Source organism: Rhizobacter sp., assembly GCF_046595475.1.
GTDB lineage: Bacteria > Pseudomonadota > Gammaproteobacteria > Burkholderiales > Burkholderiaceae_C > Rhizobacter.
The window spans coordinates 1-12,737 of the sequence record NZ_JBKJOQ010000096.1 but is presented as its reverse complement, the minus strand read 5'-3'; the positions used below and the strand labels follow the sequence as shown (position 1 = coordinate 12,737).

The 12,737-nt window shown below is 63.7% G+C and carries 14 protein-coding genes; 9 read left to right on the top strand and 5 right to left on the bottom strand.

Annotated features, from left to right (window positions below):
• On the bottom strand, positions 1-290 hold a 290-nt coding region (locus AC30QB_RS17820; protein ID WP_489547600.1), incomplete at its 3' end, for a hypothetical protein.
• 216 nt (positions 291-506) lie between these two features.
• Here AC30QB_RS17820 and AC30QB_RS17815 point away from each other — a divergent pair.
• The 5 genes from AC30QB_RS17815 to AC30QB_RS17795 all read left to right on the top strand — a co-directional run bounded on the left by AC30QB_RS17815 (position 507) and on the right by AC30QB_RS17795 (position 4,727).
• Complete coding sequence (locus AC30QB_RS17815; protein WP_489547599.1) at positions 507-1,430, top strand: LysR substrate-binding domain-containing protein; 924 nt, start codon at positions 507-509, stop codon at positions 1,428-1,430.
• 159 nt (positions 1,431-1,589) lie between these two features.
• Entirely contained in the window at positions 1,590-2,483 is an 894-nt protein-coding gene (locus tag AC30QB_RS17810; RefSeq protein WP_489547598.1) for a transporter substrate-binding domain-containing protein, read from the top strand.
• A 125-nt stretch (positions 2,484-2,608) separates the two neighbouring features.
• On the top strand, positions 2,609-3,316 hold the full coding sequence (locus AC30QB_RS17805; protein WP_489547597.1) for an amino acid ABC transporter permease: 708 nt from the start codon (positions 2,609-2,611) through the stop codon (positions 3,314-3,316).
• On the top strand, positions 3,313-3,978 hold the full coding sequence (locus AC30QB_RS17800) for an amino acid ABC transporter permease (protein WP_489547596.1): 666 nt from the start codon (positions 3,313-3,315) through the stop codon (positions 3,976-3,978). Before AC30QB_RS17805 ends, AC30QB_RS17800 begins: the two co-directional genes overlap by 4 nt.
• A 14-nt stretch (positions 3,979-3,992) precedes the next feature.
• Positions 3,993-4,727: an amino acid ABC transporter ATP-binding protein gene (locus AC30QB_RS17795; protein WP_489547595.1), complete on the top strand. Its 735-nt coding sequence runs from the start codon at positions 3,993-3,995 to the stop codon at positions 4,725-4,727.
• Positions 4,728-4,925: 198 nt separating this feature from the next.
• On the opposite strand, the gene AC30QB_RS17790 is transcribed toward AC30QB_RS17795, so the two are convergent.
• Positions 4,926-5,768 (bottom strand): poly(ethylene terephthalate) hydrolase family protein, encoded by an 843-nt coding sequence (locus tag AC30QB_RS17790; RefSeq protein ID WP_489547594.1) that lies wholly within the window; start codon positions 5,766-5,768, stop codon positions 4,926-4,928.
• Positions 5,769-6,087: 319 nt separating this feature from the next.
• Here AC30QB_RS17790 and AC30QB_RS17785 point away from each other — a divergent pair, with 319 nt between their 5' ends.
• Positions 6,088-6,840 carry a lipase secretion chaperone gene (locus AC30QB_RS17785; RefSeq protein ID WP_489547593.1) on the top strand — a complete coding sequence of 251 codons (753 nt, stop codon included), beginning with the start codon at positions 6,088-6,090 and terminating at the stop codon, positions 6,838-6,840.
• On the opposite strand, the gene AC30QB_RS17780 is transcribed toward AC30QB_RS17785, so the two are convergent.
• Positions 6,825-7,676 (bottom strand): helix-turn-helix transcriptional regulator, encoded by an 852-nt coding sequence (locus tag AC30QB_RS17780; RefSeq protein WP_489547592.1) that lies wholly within the window; start codon positions 7,674-7,676, stop codon positions 6,825-6,827. The two genes, AC30QB_RS17785 and AC30QB_RS17780, sit on opposite strands and share 16 nt — an antisense overlap.
• 101 nt (positions 7,677-7,777) lie before the next feature.
• On the opposite strand from AC30QB_RS17780, the gene pyrC reads away from it, so the two are divergent.
• Both pyrC and AC30QB_RS17770 read left to right on the top strand, forming a co-directional pair.
• Complete coding sequence (gene pyrC, locus AC30QB_RS17775) at positions 7,778-8,824, top strand: dihydroorotase (RefSeq protein WP_489547591.1); 1,047 nt, start codon at positions 7,778-7,780, stop codon at positions 8,822-8,824.
• Entirely contained in the window at positions 8,821-9,579 is a 759-nt protein-coding gene (locus tag AC30QB_RS17770) for an NYN domain-containing protein (protein ID WP_489547590.1), read from the top strand. Before pyrC ends, AC30QB_RS17770 begins: the two co-directional genes overlap by 4 nt.
• 24 nt (positions 9,580-9,603) lie before the next feature.
• Here AC30QB_RS17770 and AC30QB_RS17765 read toward each other — a convergent pair whose 3' ends face one another.
• Entirely contained in the window at positions 9,604-10,482 is an 879-nt protein-coding gene (locus tag AC30QB_RS17765) for a poly(ethylene terephthalate) hydrolase (protein WP_489547589.1), read from the bottom strand.
• A gap of 306 nt (positions 10,483-10,788) precedes the next feature.
• On the opposite strand from AC30QB_RS17765, the gene AC30QB_RS17760 reads away from it, so the two are divergent.
• The gene (locus AC30QB_RS17760) at positions 10,789-11,517 is read left to right on the top strand and encodes a lipase secretion chaperone (RefSeq protein WP_489547588.1); all 729 of its coding nucleotides are present in this window, start codon (positions 10,789-10,791) and stop codon (positions 11,515-11,517) included.
• Here AC30QB_RS17760 and AC30QB_RS17755 read toward each other — a convergent pair.
• Positions 11,502-12,404 carry a helix-turn-helix domain-containing protein gene (locus AC30QB_RS17755; RefSeq protein WP_489547587.1) on the bottom strand — a complete coding sequence of 301 codons (903 nt, stop codon included), beginning with the start codon at positions 12,402-12,404 and terminating at the stop codon, positions 11,502-11,504. The two genes, AC30QB_RS17760 and AC30QB_RS17755, sit on opposite strands and share 16 nt — an antisense overlap.
• Positions 12,405-12,737 lie beyond the last annotated feature (333 nt).

The following is a 12,737-nucleotide window of genomic DNA, read 5'->3' as shown; positions in this document are numbered from 1 at the left end:
GTGGCGGCACTCAGCTTGATCAGGGAGCCCGAGGCAGGTGCAGGTGCAGGTGCAGGTGCAGGTGCAGGTGCAGGTGCAGGTGCGGGTGCAGGTGCAGGTGCAGGTGCAGGTGCAGGTGCAGGTGCGGGTGCAGGTGCAGGTAACGGCGAGGGCGGGGGCGACGCTGGCGGCCCAACCGGCGCGTTGGGGGCTGGGTCGTTGCCACCACAGGCGGCCACAAACACTGCTGCGCACAGCGCCGCCAGCACGCCGTGTTTGCACGCTGCGCTTGGACGAATGGAGGGGGTCATGATCGTGTGCATGGGTTGAGCCGGGCGGCGTGTGCTGCGAATGTCCGCCAGTCCGATGAAACAGGCTGTGCACAACTGCAAGGAGTCACGGAAGACGTATCTGTTTGGGTTTGCCCTTGACAAGCTCGCCGTGGTCGGTTGTGGCAAGCCCTGAGCAGATCGCCCAGGTGCGGGCGCTATGCTCGCCACCGTCTCCCACAACCCGGCGCCCCGACGATGGAAACCAAGTGGCTCGAAGACTTCGTGAGCCTGGCCGAGACGCACAGCTTTTCGCGTTCGGCGCAGTTGCGCCACGTTACCCAACCGGCCTTCTCGCGTCGCATTCAGGCACTTGAGGCCTGGGCCGGCATCGACCTGGTCGACCGCTCGTCTTACCCCACGCGCCTCACGCCCGCCGGCGAGACCTTTCGTTCGCAGGCGCTTGAAATCCTGGGCGCACTGCAGACCACACGCAACATGATGCACAGCCATCAGGTGGCGGGGCAAGACATGATCGAGTTCGCCGTGCCGCACTCGTTGGCGGTCACCTTTTTCCCGCACTGGGTGATGGACTTGCGCCAGCGCTTCGGCGCGCTCAAGAGTCGCCTGATGGCGCTGAACGTGCACGACGCGGTGATGCTGCTCACCGAAGGCAGCTGCGACCTGTTGATCGCCTATCACCACCCCTCGCAGCCCTTGCAGCTCAACCCCGACCGCTACGAGATGCTCAGCGTGGGCCACCAGACGCTCGCGCCTTACGCCAAGGCCGATGCCAACGGCCAGCCCCTGTTCCGTCTGCCCGCCAAGCCGGGCGAGCGTGTGCCCTTTCTAAGCTACGCCTCGGGCGCCTATCTCGGCCGCTTGGTCGAACAGATCGTGAAGCTGTCGCCCACGCCTTTGCTGCTCGACCCGATCTATGAAACCGACATGGCCGAAGGCCTGAAGGCCATGGCGCTCGAAGGCCACGGCCTGGCTTTTCTGCCCAACAGCTCGGTCGAGAAAGAAACGCGCGTCAGCCGCCTGGTGCGTGCCTCGGCGCCGGGCAGCTGCGAGTTGTCGATGGAGGTGCGCATCTACCGCGAGCGGCCCGAGATGGCGCGCCATACCAAGCCTGGAGCGCAGGCGCTGTGGGATTTTCTGCGTGGCCCCGCTGCCCCCTAGGCGGGGAACGCAAATTGCAATTGACCGCCAGAGCCTGCTCTCGTTGGCGCACACCTGCATTGGGCTTTCTACGTGGTTCCCCGTAGGCCACCGTCTCTAGAATCGTTGCTGTCGGCTTTTCAGTTCGCTTTTCGATTCCTCAACCAGAAGGAGTTCAATATGAAGAAAACTATGCTTGCCCTCGCCACGATGTTGGCGCTCGGCGCGGCTCACGCCGAAGACACACTGAAGAAAATCAAAGACAGTGCCTCCATCACGCTGGGGGCACGCGAATCTTCCGGTGCGCTGGCCTATACCCTCGGTGATGGCAAATACGTCGGCTTCCACACTGAGATGGCCCAGCGCGTGGCCGCTGACCTGCAAAAGCAACTCGGGCTGGCCAAGCTCGAAGTCAAGTTCCAGCCCGTGACCTCGCAGAACCGCATCCCGCTGGTGCAAAACGGCACGGTGGATCTTGAGTGCGGCTCCACCACCAACAACGCCACGCGCCAGAAAGACGTGTCGTTTGCCATGACCACTTATGTGGAAGAAGTGCGCATTGCGGTGAAGGCCAATTCGGGCATCACCAACATCGGCCAGCTCGCGGGCAAGACGGTGGCCACCACCACCGGCACGACCTCGGTGCAAACGCTGCGCAAGCATGAGCGCGCCACGGGCGTTGACTTCAAGGAGCTCTTCGGCAAGGACCACGCCGACAGCTTCCTGCTGCTGGAGTCGGGCCGCGCCGATGCCTTCGTGATGGACGGCCAGATCCTCGCCGGCAACATCTCCAAGTCGAAGGCCCCGGCCGATTACAAGATTGTTGGCGAAGTGCTGTCGGTCGAGCCCATCGCCTGCATGATTCGCAAGGACGACCCGGCCTTCAAGAAGGCAGTCGACGACAGCATCAAGGGCATGATCAAGAGCGGCGACCTGGCCAAGCTCTATGACAAGTGGTTCCTGCAGCCTATCCCGCCGACCAACACCAAGGTGGGCCTGGCCCTGAGCGACGCCACCAAGAATGCTTGGGCCAACCCCAACGACAAGCCGATGGAAGACTACGCAAAGAAGTAGGCGGCCCCTGAGGTAAGCCCTAGCGCGATTTGGCGCGGGGCTTGCTTACAGTGCGCAGGCGCGGCAGCGGTTCCACCGCGCCGCGCCTTTTTGTTGTTGGCAAGACAAGCATTCGGAGGTGGGCCTTGGGTACATGGGACTGGCAGATATTTCTGCGAGACACAGGGGGCGGCCAAACCTATCTGCAGTGGATGATGTCTGCCTGGGGCTGGACGCTGTCGGTGGCCTTGCTTGGGCTGGTGGTGGCCTTGCTCGTCGGCTCGCTGATGGGCATCTTGCGCACCGTGCCCAGCGCGGGCCTGCGATTCCTGGGCAATGCCTGGACCGAGCTCTTCCGCAACATTCCGCTCTTGGTCCAGATCTTTCTCTGGTACCACGTGATCCCCACGCTCTTTTTGTCGCTGCGGGCGATACCGAGTTTCGTGCTGGTGGTGTTCGCGCTGGGCTTCTTCACCTCGGCGCGCATTGCCGAGCAGGTCAAGGCCGGCATCGAGGCCTTGCCCAAGGGCCAACGCTATGCGGGCCTGGCCATGGGCCTCACGCTGCCGCAGACCTACCGCTACGTGATCCTGCCGATGGCGTTTCGCATCGTCATCCCGCCCATCACGTCGGAGTCGATGAACATCATCAAGAACTCCTCGGTGGCGTTTGCGGTGAGCATTGCCGAGCTCACGATGTTTGCCATGCAGTCGGGTGAAGAGACTTCGCGGCCGGTGGAGATGTACCTCGCCGTGACGATCTTGTATTTCATCTCGGCCTTCGCCATCAACCGCATCGCCACCTTCATCGAGGGCCGCTTGCAAGTGCCCGGCATGATCGGGGGGGGCAAATGAACCTCGACTTCAGCTTCGTCAACTGGGGCGTCGTCTCCAGCTTCATCGCCAAGGGCTTCTTCTATTCGATCCAGCTCACGCTGGTCGCCATGATCGGCGGCATCTTGATCGGCACCGTGCTCGCGCTCATGCGCCTGTCTGGCAAGAAGTGGCTGGTGATGCCGGCCGCGTTCTACGTCAACACGCTGCGCTCCGTCCCGCTGGTGATGGTGATCCTGTGGTTCTTCCTGCTGATCCCGCTGCTCACCGGCATCCGCATGGGCGCCGAGGTATCGGCCATCATCACCTTCACGGTGTTTGAGGCGGCCTATTACTCAGAGATCATGCGGGCCGGCATTCAGTCGGTGCCCAAGGGCCAGGTGTATGCGGGCTACGCGGTAGGCATGACCTACCCACAGTGCATGCAGCTGATCGTGCTGCCGCAGGCCTTTCGCAACATGCTGCCGGTGCTGCTCACGCAGACCATCATCCTGTTCCAAGACACCTCATTGGTGTACGCCATCGGTGCCTACGACCTGTTCCACGGCTTTGACACCGTGGCCAAGAATTTTGGGCGGCCGGTCGAGTCTTACCTGCTCGCCGCCGTTGTGTACTTTGTGATGTGCTTCAGCCTGTCCATGCTTGTGCGGCAGCTACAGAAGAAAATCCAGATCATCCGCTGACAGGATCAAACACCATGATCGACATCAAGAATGCTTCCAAGTGGTACGGCACTTTCCAGGTGCTGACCGACTGCACGACCACCATCAAGAAGGGCGAGGTGGTGGTGGTGTGCGGGCCTTCGGGCTCGGGCAAGTCCACGCTCATCAAGACCGTCAACGCGTTGGAGCCCATACAGAAGGGCGACATCGTCGTTGACGGCATTTCGATCTCCGACCCCAAGACCAATCTGCCCAAGCTGCGCAGCCGCGTGGGCATGGTGTTCCAGCACTTCGAGCTGTTCCCGCACCTGAGCGTGACCGAAAACCTCACGCTGGCGCAGATCAAAGTGCTGGGCCGCAACACCGAAGAAGCCATGACGCGCGGCCTCAAGATGCTCGACCGCGTGGGCCTGATGGCGCACAAAGACAAGTACCCCGGTCAGCTCTCAGGCGGCCAGCAGCAGCGCGTGGCGATTGCCCGCGCACTCAGCATGGACCCGATCGTGATGCTGTTCGACGAGCCCACTTCGGCACTAGACCCCGAGATGGTGGGCGAGGTGCTCGACGTGATGGTCAAGCTGGCCCAAGAAGGCATGACCATGATGGTGGTCACGCACGAGATGGGCTTCGCCAAGAAGGTGGCGCACCGCGTGATCTTCATGGACGCCGGCAAGATCGTCGAAGACTGCACCCGCGACGATTTCTTCGGCAACCCCGACGCGCGCTCGCCGCGGGCGAAAGAGTTTTTGTCGAAGATTCTCGCGCACTGAGCCTCCTGCAGTAGCTCCCGTGCGCTTGTCTGCGTTGATGGGGCACGCCTCATGCGCCACATGCACCACGAGTACGAAACGAAGCGGGGGCATCGCCTCAAGGCGAACATGAGGTTCGTCGCTAATCTGATGGCCTGACGAGTCACGCCATAAAGAAAGCCCCGGTTAACCGGGGCTTTCTAACTCAGAGCCTGCGATTCAGTTGCAACGCTCGGTGCGGAAGGCCGAGAAGCCAGAGGCATTGGGGTTGCTGCACGCAAACGAGGTGTAGCGGGTGTCGCCGTCGATGAAGCGCTTCATCCAGGCCACGCCCTTCAAACCGACCGTTGCGTTGGCCGAGTTGAAGCAGAAGTGATCGCCACCCGACTTTTCCAGATACTGCTTCGGGTTCTTCGTCATGCTGTTGTAGAACGGAACGGCATGCTGGGCGATCGGCGCCACAGCGTCGTTCTGGCAGGCGAAGATCAGCGTGGGCACGGTAAGCGCCGAGAAGTTGGTCGAGCCGTTCCACGGGGCTTGCGGCGCCGCGGCCTTGATCGACGGACGGTTCTTGGCCGAGACCAGTGAGCCCCCGCCACCCATCGACCAGCCCATCACGCCCGTGCGTGCCGCGTCGACCTTGTTGTAGATCGGGCTGCTGCTGGTCTTGGACAGCGATACCACTTGGTCGAGCGCCTTCAGTTGCTGGCTGGAGCGGCTGTCGGGCTGGTCATAGATGCTGTTGGTGTCGATGGTGATGACCACGAAGCCGTGCGAGGCCAAGCGCGGGCCCCACCAGTTGATGCTGCTCTGGTACGACAGATACCCCGGCACGATGGCGATGGCACCGACGGTGGCGCCTGCGTTCGTGGGGTAGTACACCGTACCGCCGCCGTAGCCGCTGGGGCGGCTGACGGTGAACGAGCTGGTCGAGAACGGGCCGCGGCTGGCTTCGAGCGATGCTTTGGTTGGGGCCGGGCCGATTTGCACGGCGAATGCGCTGACCGAAATCAGGGTGGCGCCTGCCAGCACCGTGGCCTTGATGAATTGCTGAAACTTCATGATGGGATGTCTCCTGTGTTGTGTGTCGCCGAAACGGCGGAGCCGTCCGGGCCGATGGGCAATCTGCAGGGTTCCTGCCGTTGTCACCAGGCAGCTATTTTTGTTCTATCGTGCTTTTTTAAATGTTCTCGCTTACGAGCTACGGCCAGCATCAAGCCATTTCATCCGTTTTGTGTTACGCGAAGTGCATGGCGGCGGGCAAGGGTTTTCATAGGTGAAAAGTTGAAATCCTGGCGCAAAACAATGCGCATGCCGGGGTTGGCTTGGATATGCTCCCGATCGAACAAGGTTGTCGGCAAGGCCTCAAATGATCGAAAAAATGTCTACTCGTGCAATATTTTTTGGTGCAGCCTCGGCAGCCTTGATCGTCGCGGTCATCTGGTGGTGGCCGGGCCCCGACGCCAACTCGGCGGTGGCGGAAGACACTGCGCCTGCCCGTGCAACCGTATCAACCGCGGGAGGCGGCTCAACCACGCGCGGCTTCAGCGTGGCGCCGGCTGCGCCGCAAGAAGATGTAGTCACCATTTCCGATGCCATGGGCTTGACGCTTGATGCCTCGCGCCTGTTTGAGCTGGGTTTCGCGGGTGGGTTGGTGATTGACCGCGCTACGCGCGCGTCCATCGAGGCGCTGGTCAACTCCATGCCGCCTGAGCCCACGGCCCAAGACCTTGAGAAACTGGAGCGCACGCTGCAAGCCGGATTGCCGGCGCCCGATGCAGCGAAGGCCTTCAAGCTGATCGGTGACTACCGCGCCTACACGAAAGAAGTGCAGCACGACATGCTGCCGCAGGGCATCCCGAAGACCGCTGACGAAGCTCGCGCGTTCTTCAGCCAGATGGAAGATGTGAAGCGCCGCCACTTCGACGACGCGACTGCAAGCGCCTTGTTCGGCGCCGACGATCGCTATGCCCAGCTGGTCATGGAGGCGAGCCTGGTGCAGTTGGATGCGAACCTCACGGCGGAGCAAAAGAGCAAGGCCGTAGACGACTTGCGGAGCCAGCTGCCCGCAGACCGCAAAGAACTGATTCCGCTGGGCGAGCCTGCCGAAGCGGCGTCTCAGCCCAGGCCGTGAGGGTTTGCGGGCGGGTTGCCGCCGCGGTGCATGCGCACGCGTACGAACTTCGGGTTGCGATTGAACGACGGGCTTTGCCCGTACCAGCGTTGAAAGGTGCGCGAGAACTGCGGGGAGTCACTGAACCCGGTGGCGAGCGCCACCTCGGTGAGCGTTCGCTGGCTGTACATCAGCTCAAGCAGCGGTTGCTGCCGCAGCCAGCTCTGGTAGTCGCGCAGCGACAGGCCCATCGCCGACGAGAACAGCCGAGACACGGTCTGCGGCGAGCGCCCGCAGCGCCGCCCCAGCGCGTCGGGGCTGAGCTGGGGCTCGGCCTTGAGCATGCGCAAGATCTCCAGGGCTCGCGGATCGGGTGCGGCCACTGGTGGCATCTGCCGCAGCGCCTCACTCACGGCTTGCCGAAACACCTGCTCAGCCAGGGTGACAGAGGCGGTGCCTTCGTGCAGGACGACAAAAGCGTCGTCTAAGGGGGCGAAGGCTTGGCGGTCGAGCGCCAACACGCCGGCGCGCCGCAAGGCCGCAAAGACGTGAAACGACCGGTGCGACGGCGTGAGGTTGAAGCTCAGCAGCGGCACACCGCGCGCGTCCAGGCTGCGTGCCACACGCGGCGCCACCACCGCCGCGTTGGCGTGCAAGACCTTGCCGTTGGCCAGGCCCAACTCGAATGGCGCGTGATTGGCACTCAACAGCAGCACCGGCCCCGGGCGTGCGGTCACGCCGCTGTGGATGCGCGCACTGGCATAGATGAAACCGTCGCGGCTCAGCACATAGGCGGTGTCTGGCGCGGCACCTGCCTCGGGCTCGTGTTGCGTCACTTCGAGGGTGGGGTCGCGCATGGGTTCATCATTACTGAACGCCCGTGCAGCCAACACTAGCGACTACCCTGAAGCCGCCTTGAACCGGGGTGTTTCAGAGGGTGAATGCGAGAATCCCGCGCATGACTTCTGACCTCATCCTGACCCGCCCTGACGACTGGCATTTGCATGTGCGCGACGGCGCTGCCCTTGCTGCCGTGGTGCCCGACACCGCGCGCCAGTTTGGCCGCGCGATCATCATGCCCAACCTCAAGCCGCCGGTGACCACGGCGGCACAAGCCGTGGCGTATCGCGAGCGCATTCTGGCGGCTGTGCCTGCGTCGTTGAAAGCGCAAGGGCTGAGCTTCGAGCCGCTGATGACGCTCTACCTCACCGACAACTTGCCGCCTGACGAAATCAAGCGGGCGAAGCAGGCCGGCGTGGTGGCCGTGAAGCTCTACCCGGCTGGGGCCACGACCAACAGCGATGCCGGCGTGACAGATTTGCGCAAGACCTACGCCACGCTCGAAGCGATGCAGCGCGAAGGCCTGCTGCTGCTGGTGCACGGCGAGGTCACCAGCCCCGACATCGACCTCTTCGACCGCGAGAAGGTGTTCATCGACACGCAGCTCATCCCGCTGCGCAAAGACTTCCCCGAGCTGAAGATTGTGTTCGAGCACATCACCACCCGCGAAGCCGCGCAGTACGTGAGTGAGGCTGGGCCACGCACCGCCGCCACCGTTACCGCACACCACTTGCTCTACAACCGCAACGCCATTTTTCTCGGTGGTGTGCGCCCGCATTACTACTGCCTGCCGGTGCTCAAGCGAGAAGAGCACCGCCGCGCGCTGGTGGCGGCCGTGGCCTCGGGCAGTGACCGCTTCTTCCTCGGCACCGACAGCGCGCCCCACGCGGCCCATTTGAAAGAGCACGCCACCGGCTGTGCGGGCTGCTACACCGCGCTCAGTGCGCTCGAGCTGTACGCGGAAGCCTTTGAGGCCGCCGGTGCGCTCGACAAGCTCGAAGCCTTTGCCAGCTTTCACGGCCCGGCCTTCTACGGCTTGCCGCGCAACAGTGGTACGGTGACTTTGCGCAAAGAGGCTTGGGTGTTGCCCGAGGCCTTGCCCTTCGGCGACGCCGAGCTCAAGCCACTGCGCGGTGGCGAAACCCTGGCCTGGAAGCTGGCATGAACTCAAACAAGAAGGTGATGCTGCTCATCGATGCCGACAACGTGTCGGCCGCCGTCATTGAGCAGGCCGTGGCCAAGGTGATGGCCGAGCACGGCGCCATACACGTGCGGCGCGCCTATTGCACGGCCGAGTCTGCGGTCACGCACCAAAAGCTTTTCAAGGCGCATTCCATACGCCCTATCGTCAACCTGTCCAGCGGCAAGAATGCCAACGACATTGCGCTCGCCATCGATGCGATGGACCTCGCCGTGGCCGAGCGGCCCGACGTGGCCGTCATCGTCTCGTCAGACTCCGACTTCGCCCCCTTGGTCATACGCCTGCGCGAAAAGGGCTGCCGTGTCGAAGGCATAGGCCAGCACGGCAAGACAGCTGACGACTCAAAGCCGGTGTACGACGATTTCGTCGATTTGCTGCACCAGAAGAAGCCGGCCGATGTGGCTGCGCGCGCGCCACGCAAGCGGGCGCCAGCGCGCAGGTCGGAAGCTGCTGCAACAACCCCGGCACCAACGCCGGCGCCCAGGCGCCAGGCGCCTCAGGCGCCGGCATTGCCTGACGACGTGCTGCGCATCCTCGAAGCGCTGCCCGAGCTGCGCAGCGGCGCCAAGCTGGAGCTGGGCATTGCCGCTGAGCGGCTGCGAGGCGAGGGCCTGCTGGCCAAGAACGCGCCCTCGACCAAGCTCTTCAAGAAGTACCCCGACTTCTTTGCGCTGACGCCCGAGCGCCAGCCCAACAAGGTGCAGTACCAGGGCCGCTGAGGCCCCGGCACCTTCACCCACGCATCACGAGCAGTTGGCCGTGCGGAAGTCCGACAGCCGGGTGCTGTTCGGGTTGCTGCAGGCGTAGGGTGTGTAGCGGGTGTCTTCATCCATGAAGCGCTTCATCCAGGCCACGCCTTTCTTGCCGATCAGCGCCTGGTTGCTGTTGCCGCTGTTGGCGCACGAGTGCGAGCCGTTGTTGATCTCCAGGTACTGCTTCGAGTTGCGCGTCATGCTGTTGTAGAACGGCGAGGCGTGCCGGTTCACCGGTGCCACGGTGTCGCTTTCGCAGGCGAAGATCAAGGTTGGCACCGTCACGGCCGAGAAGTTGGTGGTGGAGCTGTTCCATGGCGCTTGTGGCGCAGCAGCCTTGAGCGTCGGGTTGTTGCGCGCCGAGATCAGCGTGCCCCCGCCGCCCATCGACCAGCCCATCACGCCCAGGCGTGTGGTGTCGACCTTGCGGTAGATCGGGCTGCTGGACGTGCCGTTTAGCGCGACGACCTGGCGCAGCGCAGCCATCTGCTGAGTGGAGCGGCTGTCGGGTTGATCGAATGTCGACCGGGTGTCGATGGTGATCACCACGAAGCCGTGCGAGGCCAGGCGCGGGCCCCACCAGTTGATGCTCGACTGGCGCGCCAAAAAGCCCGGCACGATGGCGATGGCGCCTACGGTGCCGCCCGCATTCGTTGGGTAGTACACCGTGCCGGCGCCGAAGCCGCTTGGGCGCGTCACCGTGAACGTGCTGTACGCGAACGGACCACGGCTGGCTTCGAGCGAGGCCGTGGTCGGGTTGGGCCCGCGGGCATAGGGGTTGGTCTGCGCGCTGGCCGCGGCGGACATGACCAGGGCGCCAATGAGCATCGAGGCCGTCGCGAGATGCGCGGCGTAGCTTGTGAATCGCATGTTGTCTCCTGCAATGTGGTGAACGGGCTTTGCGCGGTGCTGACGGGTCTGGGCTCGCCGAGCAACGAAGAGCCATTTTTCAGCAGCAACTAGCGATTTCTCATCGGCGCTTTCGAGCTACGCATTCGATCAATTCGGCAGCACATTTTTGTGCTACGCGCGCAGCGGGGGAGGGGAGCGCTGGCGTGTCAGCGAGGCCGCATTCAATGCCCCAGGTCAAGTCGGGTTTTGAGGCCATGTCGGCGGCTATGCTGGTGCCTCGTTTGCGGCTTCGTTCTTGCCCACTTCACCTTGCCTGTGTCCAACATGACCAAACCTGTCTCACTCGCGGTTTTTGTCGGCCTGCTGGCGGCGGCCCTGGCCTTCTGGCTGTGGCCGTCTGATGAGCCCGCGGTGTTGGCCCCCGGCGGTGCTGCAGTGGCCTCGGCCTCCGGCACACGCGTCATGCCGGCGCCGGGGCGGCCAGGTGCTGCGCCCTGGGCCGTCACGGTCACCGACGCAATGGGCCTCACTCTGGATGCCGCGCGCCTCTTCCAGCTGGGTTACGCCGGCGGCCTGGTGATCGACCGCGACACCCGCTCGGCGATTGAGGCGGTGCTTAACTCCATGCCCGAAGAGCCCTCGGAGCAAGACCTGCAGCGGCTGGAGCGCACGCTGCGCGAAGGCCTGCCGAAGGAAGATGCCGAGAAGGCGCTCAAGCTCTTCAACGACTACCGCGCCTACACCGGCGAAGTACGCAACGAGATGATGCCCAAAGGCATTCCGGCGAATCAGCAGGAGGCGAGCGCCTTCTTCGACCAGATGGATGCGGTGAGGCGCCGCCACTTCGACGAAGCCACGGCGCTGGCGCTGTTCGGCCCCTACGACGGCTATGCGCGCATTGCCATGGAGGCCAGCTTCGTTGAGCAAGACGCTACGCTCACGCCGCAGCAGAAGAAGGAGCGCGTGGACGCGCTGCGCGCCAAGCTGCCGCCCGATCAGCAGGCGATCATCCCGCAGCCTTCGCCCGATGCCGCATCTCAGCCAGCCTCATGAGGCGGAGCAGGCTTGCCCGTATCGGGCCGTGCGTTGGTCTGGTTGGAGCGGCCATGAACGAACACCCGCACTGATTTCGGGTCGCGGCTGAACGAAGGGCTTTGCCCGTACCAGCGCTGAAAGGTGCGTGTGAATTGCGATGAGTCGGCAAAGCCGGCCTGGTAGGCCACTTGGGTCAGTGATCTGCGGCTGCAGAGCACCTCAGAGACGCGGCGATGTTTGAGCCAGTTGTGGTAGTCGCGCATCGACATGCCCACGGCCGCAGAGAAGAGCCGCGACATCACCTGGTGCGAGTGGCCGCACTGTTGCGCCAGCTCGTCCAGGCTGAGCTCGGGGTTGGCGTCCAGCAGGCGTATCAGCGCCAGGGCCCGTGGGTCGGGCGGTGCGGCCGGTGGCAGTTGGCGCAAGGCTTCGGCCACCGCCTGCTCGAAGATGCGTTCGGCGTCTTGGGTTGTGGCCGTGCCCCGGTGCAGGGCCTCGAAGCCATCGTCGAGTTGGTTGAACGCATGCCGGTCGAGCGCCATCGCGCCCGCGTGTTGCATCGCCCGAAAGACGTGGAAGGCAGCATGCGAGGGCATGATGTTGATGCTCAGGAGCGGCACGCCACGCGCGTCGAGGCTGCGGGCCACGCGCGGGGGCACCACCATGGCCACCGCGCTCTGCACAGAGCCTTCGCGCACCGTCAGGTGAAAAGGCGTGTAGTCGGCACTGATCAGCAGCACTGCGGGGTGGCGCACGGTGGTGCCGCTCTTGAGGTTGGAGCCGGCGTAGATAAAGCCGTCATAGCCCAGCACGTACGAGTTGTCGCGCTCATCAGGCGATTGACGTCGCGCAGTTTGCGCCGCAGAGCGGTTCGACGCGCATTGGGAAGAGGCAGGAGCATCCATCAGCAGCCTTTCGTGAGAACGCGTCGGTGCACGCGAAGTGGCGCCAATGTGAACGCAAGCTTGCTCCAATCTGAATACGTGCAAGCCCTACGGGCTGCGTCGAATGGCACGCGAGGCAAGCACGATGTCCGGATGAGACAATCGCGCCGTGAAGCAAGCCAGACCGCCGCTGGTGCGATCGTGGAAACACGGCACTGGAGGAAGGTCCGGACTGCGCAGGGCGGCGTAGCAGCTAACGGCTGTCCACCGTGAGGTGAGGATCAGAGCAACAGAGACGAGTCGGCGTGTTTTCGCAAGAGAGCACGCAGGGTGAAACGGGCAATCTCTACGCGC

Coding starts and splice junctions, on each gene's coding strand:
- AC30QB_RS17815 (WP_489547599.1), top strand. CDS start 507: ATGGAAACCAAGTGGCTCGAAGACTTCGTGAGCCTGGCCGAGACGCAC.
- AC30QB_RS17810 (WP_489547598.1), top strand. CDS start 1,590: ATGAAGAAAACTATGCTTGCCCTCGCCACGATGTTGGCGCTCGGCGCG.
- AC30QB_RS17800 (WP_489547596.1), top strand. CDS start 3,313: ATGAACCTCGACTTCAGCTTCGTCAACTGGGGCGTCGTCTCCAGCTTC.
- AC30QB_RS17795 (WP_489547595.1), top strand. CDS start 3,993: ATGATCGACATCAAGAATGCTTCCAAGTGGTACGGCACTTTCCAGGTG.
- AC30QB_RS17790 (WP_489547594.1), bottom strand. CDS start 5,768: ATGAAGTTTCAGCAATTCATCAAGGCCACGGTGCTGGCAGGCGCCACC.
- AC30QB_RS17785 (WP_489547593.1), top strand. CDS start 6,088: ATGTCTACTCGTGCAATATTTTTTGGTGCAGCCTCGGCAGCCTTGATC.
- AC30QB_RS17780 (WP_489547592.1), bottom strand. CDS start 7,676: ATGCGCGACCCCACCCTCGAAGTGACGCAACACGAGCCCGAGGCAGGT.
- pyrC (WP_489547591.1), top strand. CDS start 7,778: ATGACTTCTGACCTCATCCTGACCCGCCCTGACGACTGGCATTTGCAT.
- AC30QB_RS17770 (WP_489547590.1), top strand. CDS start 8,821: ATGAACTCAAACAAGAAGGTGATGCTGCTCATCGATGCCGACAACGTG.
- AC30QB_RS17765 (WP_489547589.1), bottom strand. CDS start 10,482: ATGCGATTCACAAGCTACGCCGCGCATCTCGCGACGGCCTCGATGCTC.
- AC30QB_RS17760 (WP_489547588.1), top strand. CDS start 10,789: ATGACCAAACCTGTCTCACTCGCGGTTTTTGTCGGCCTGCTGGCGGCG.
- AC30QB_RS17755 (WP_489547587.1), bottom strand. CDS start 12,404: ATGGATGCTCCTGCCTCTTCCCAATGCGCGTCGAACCGCTCTGCGGCG.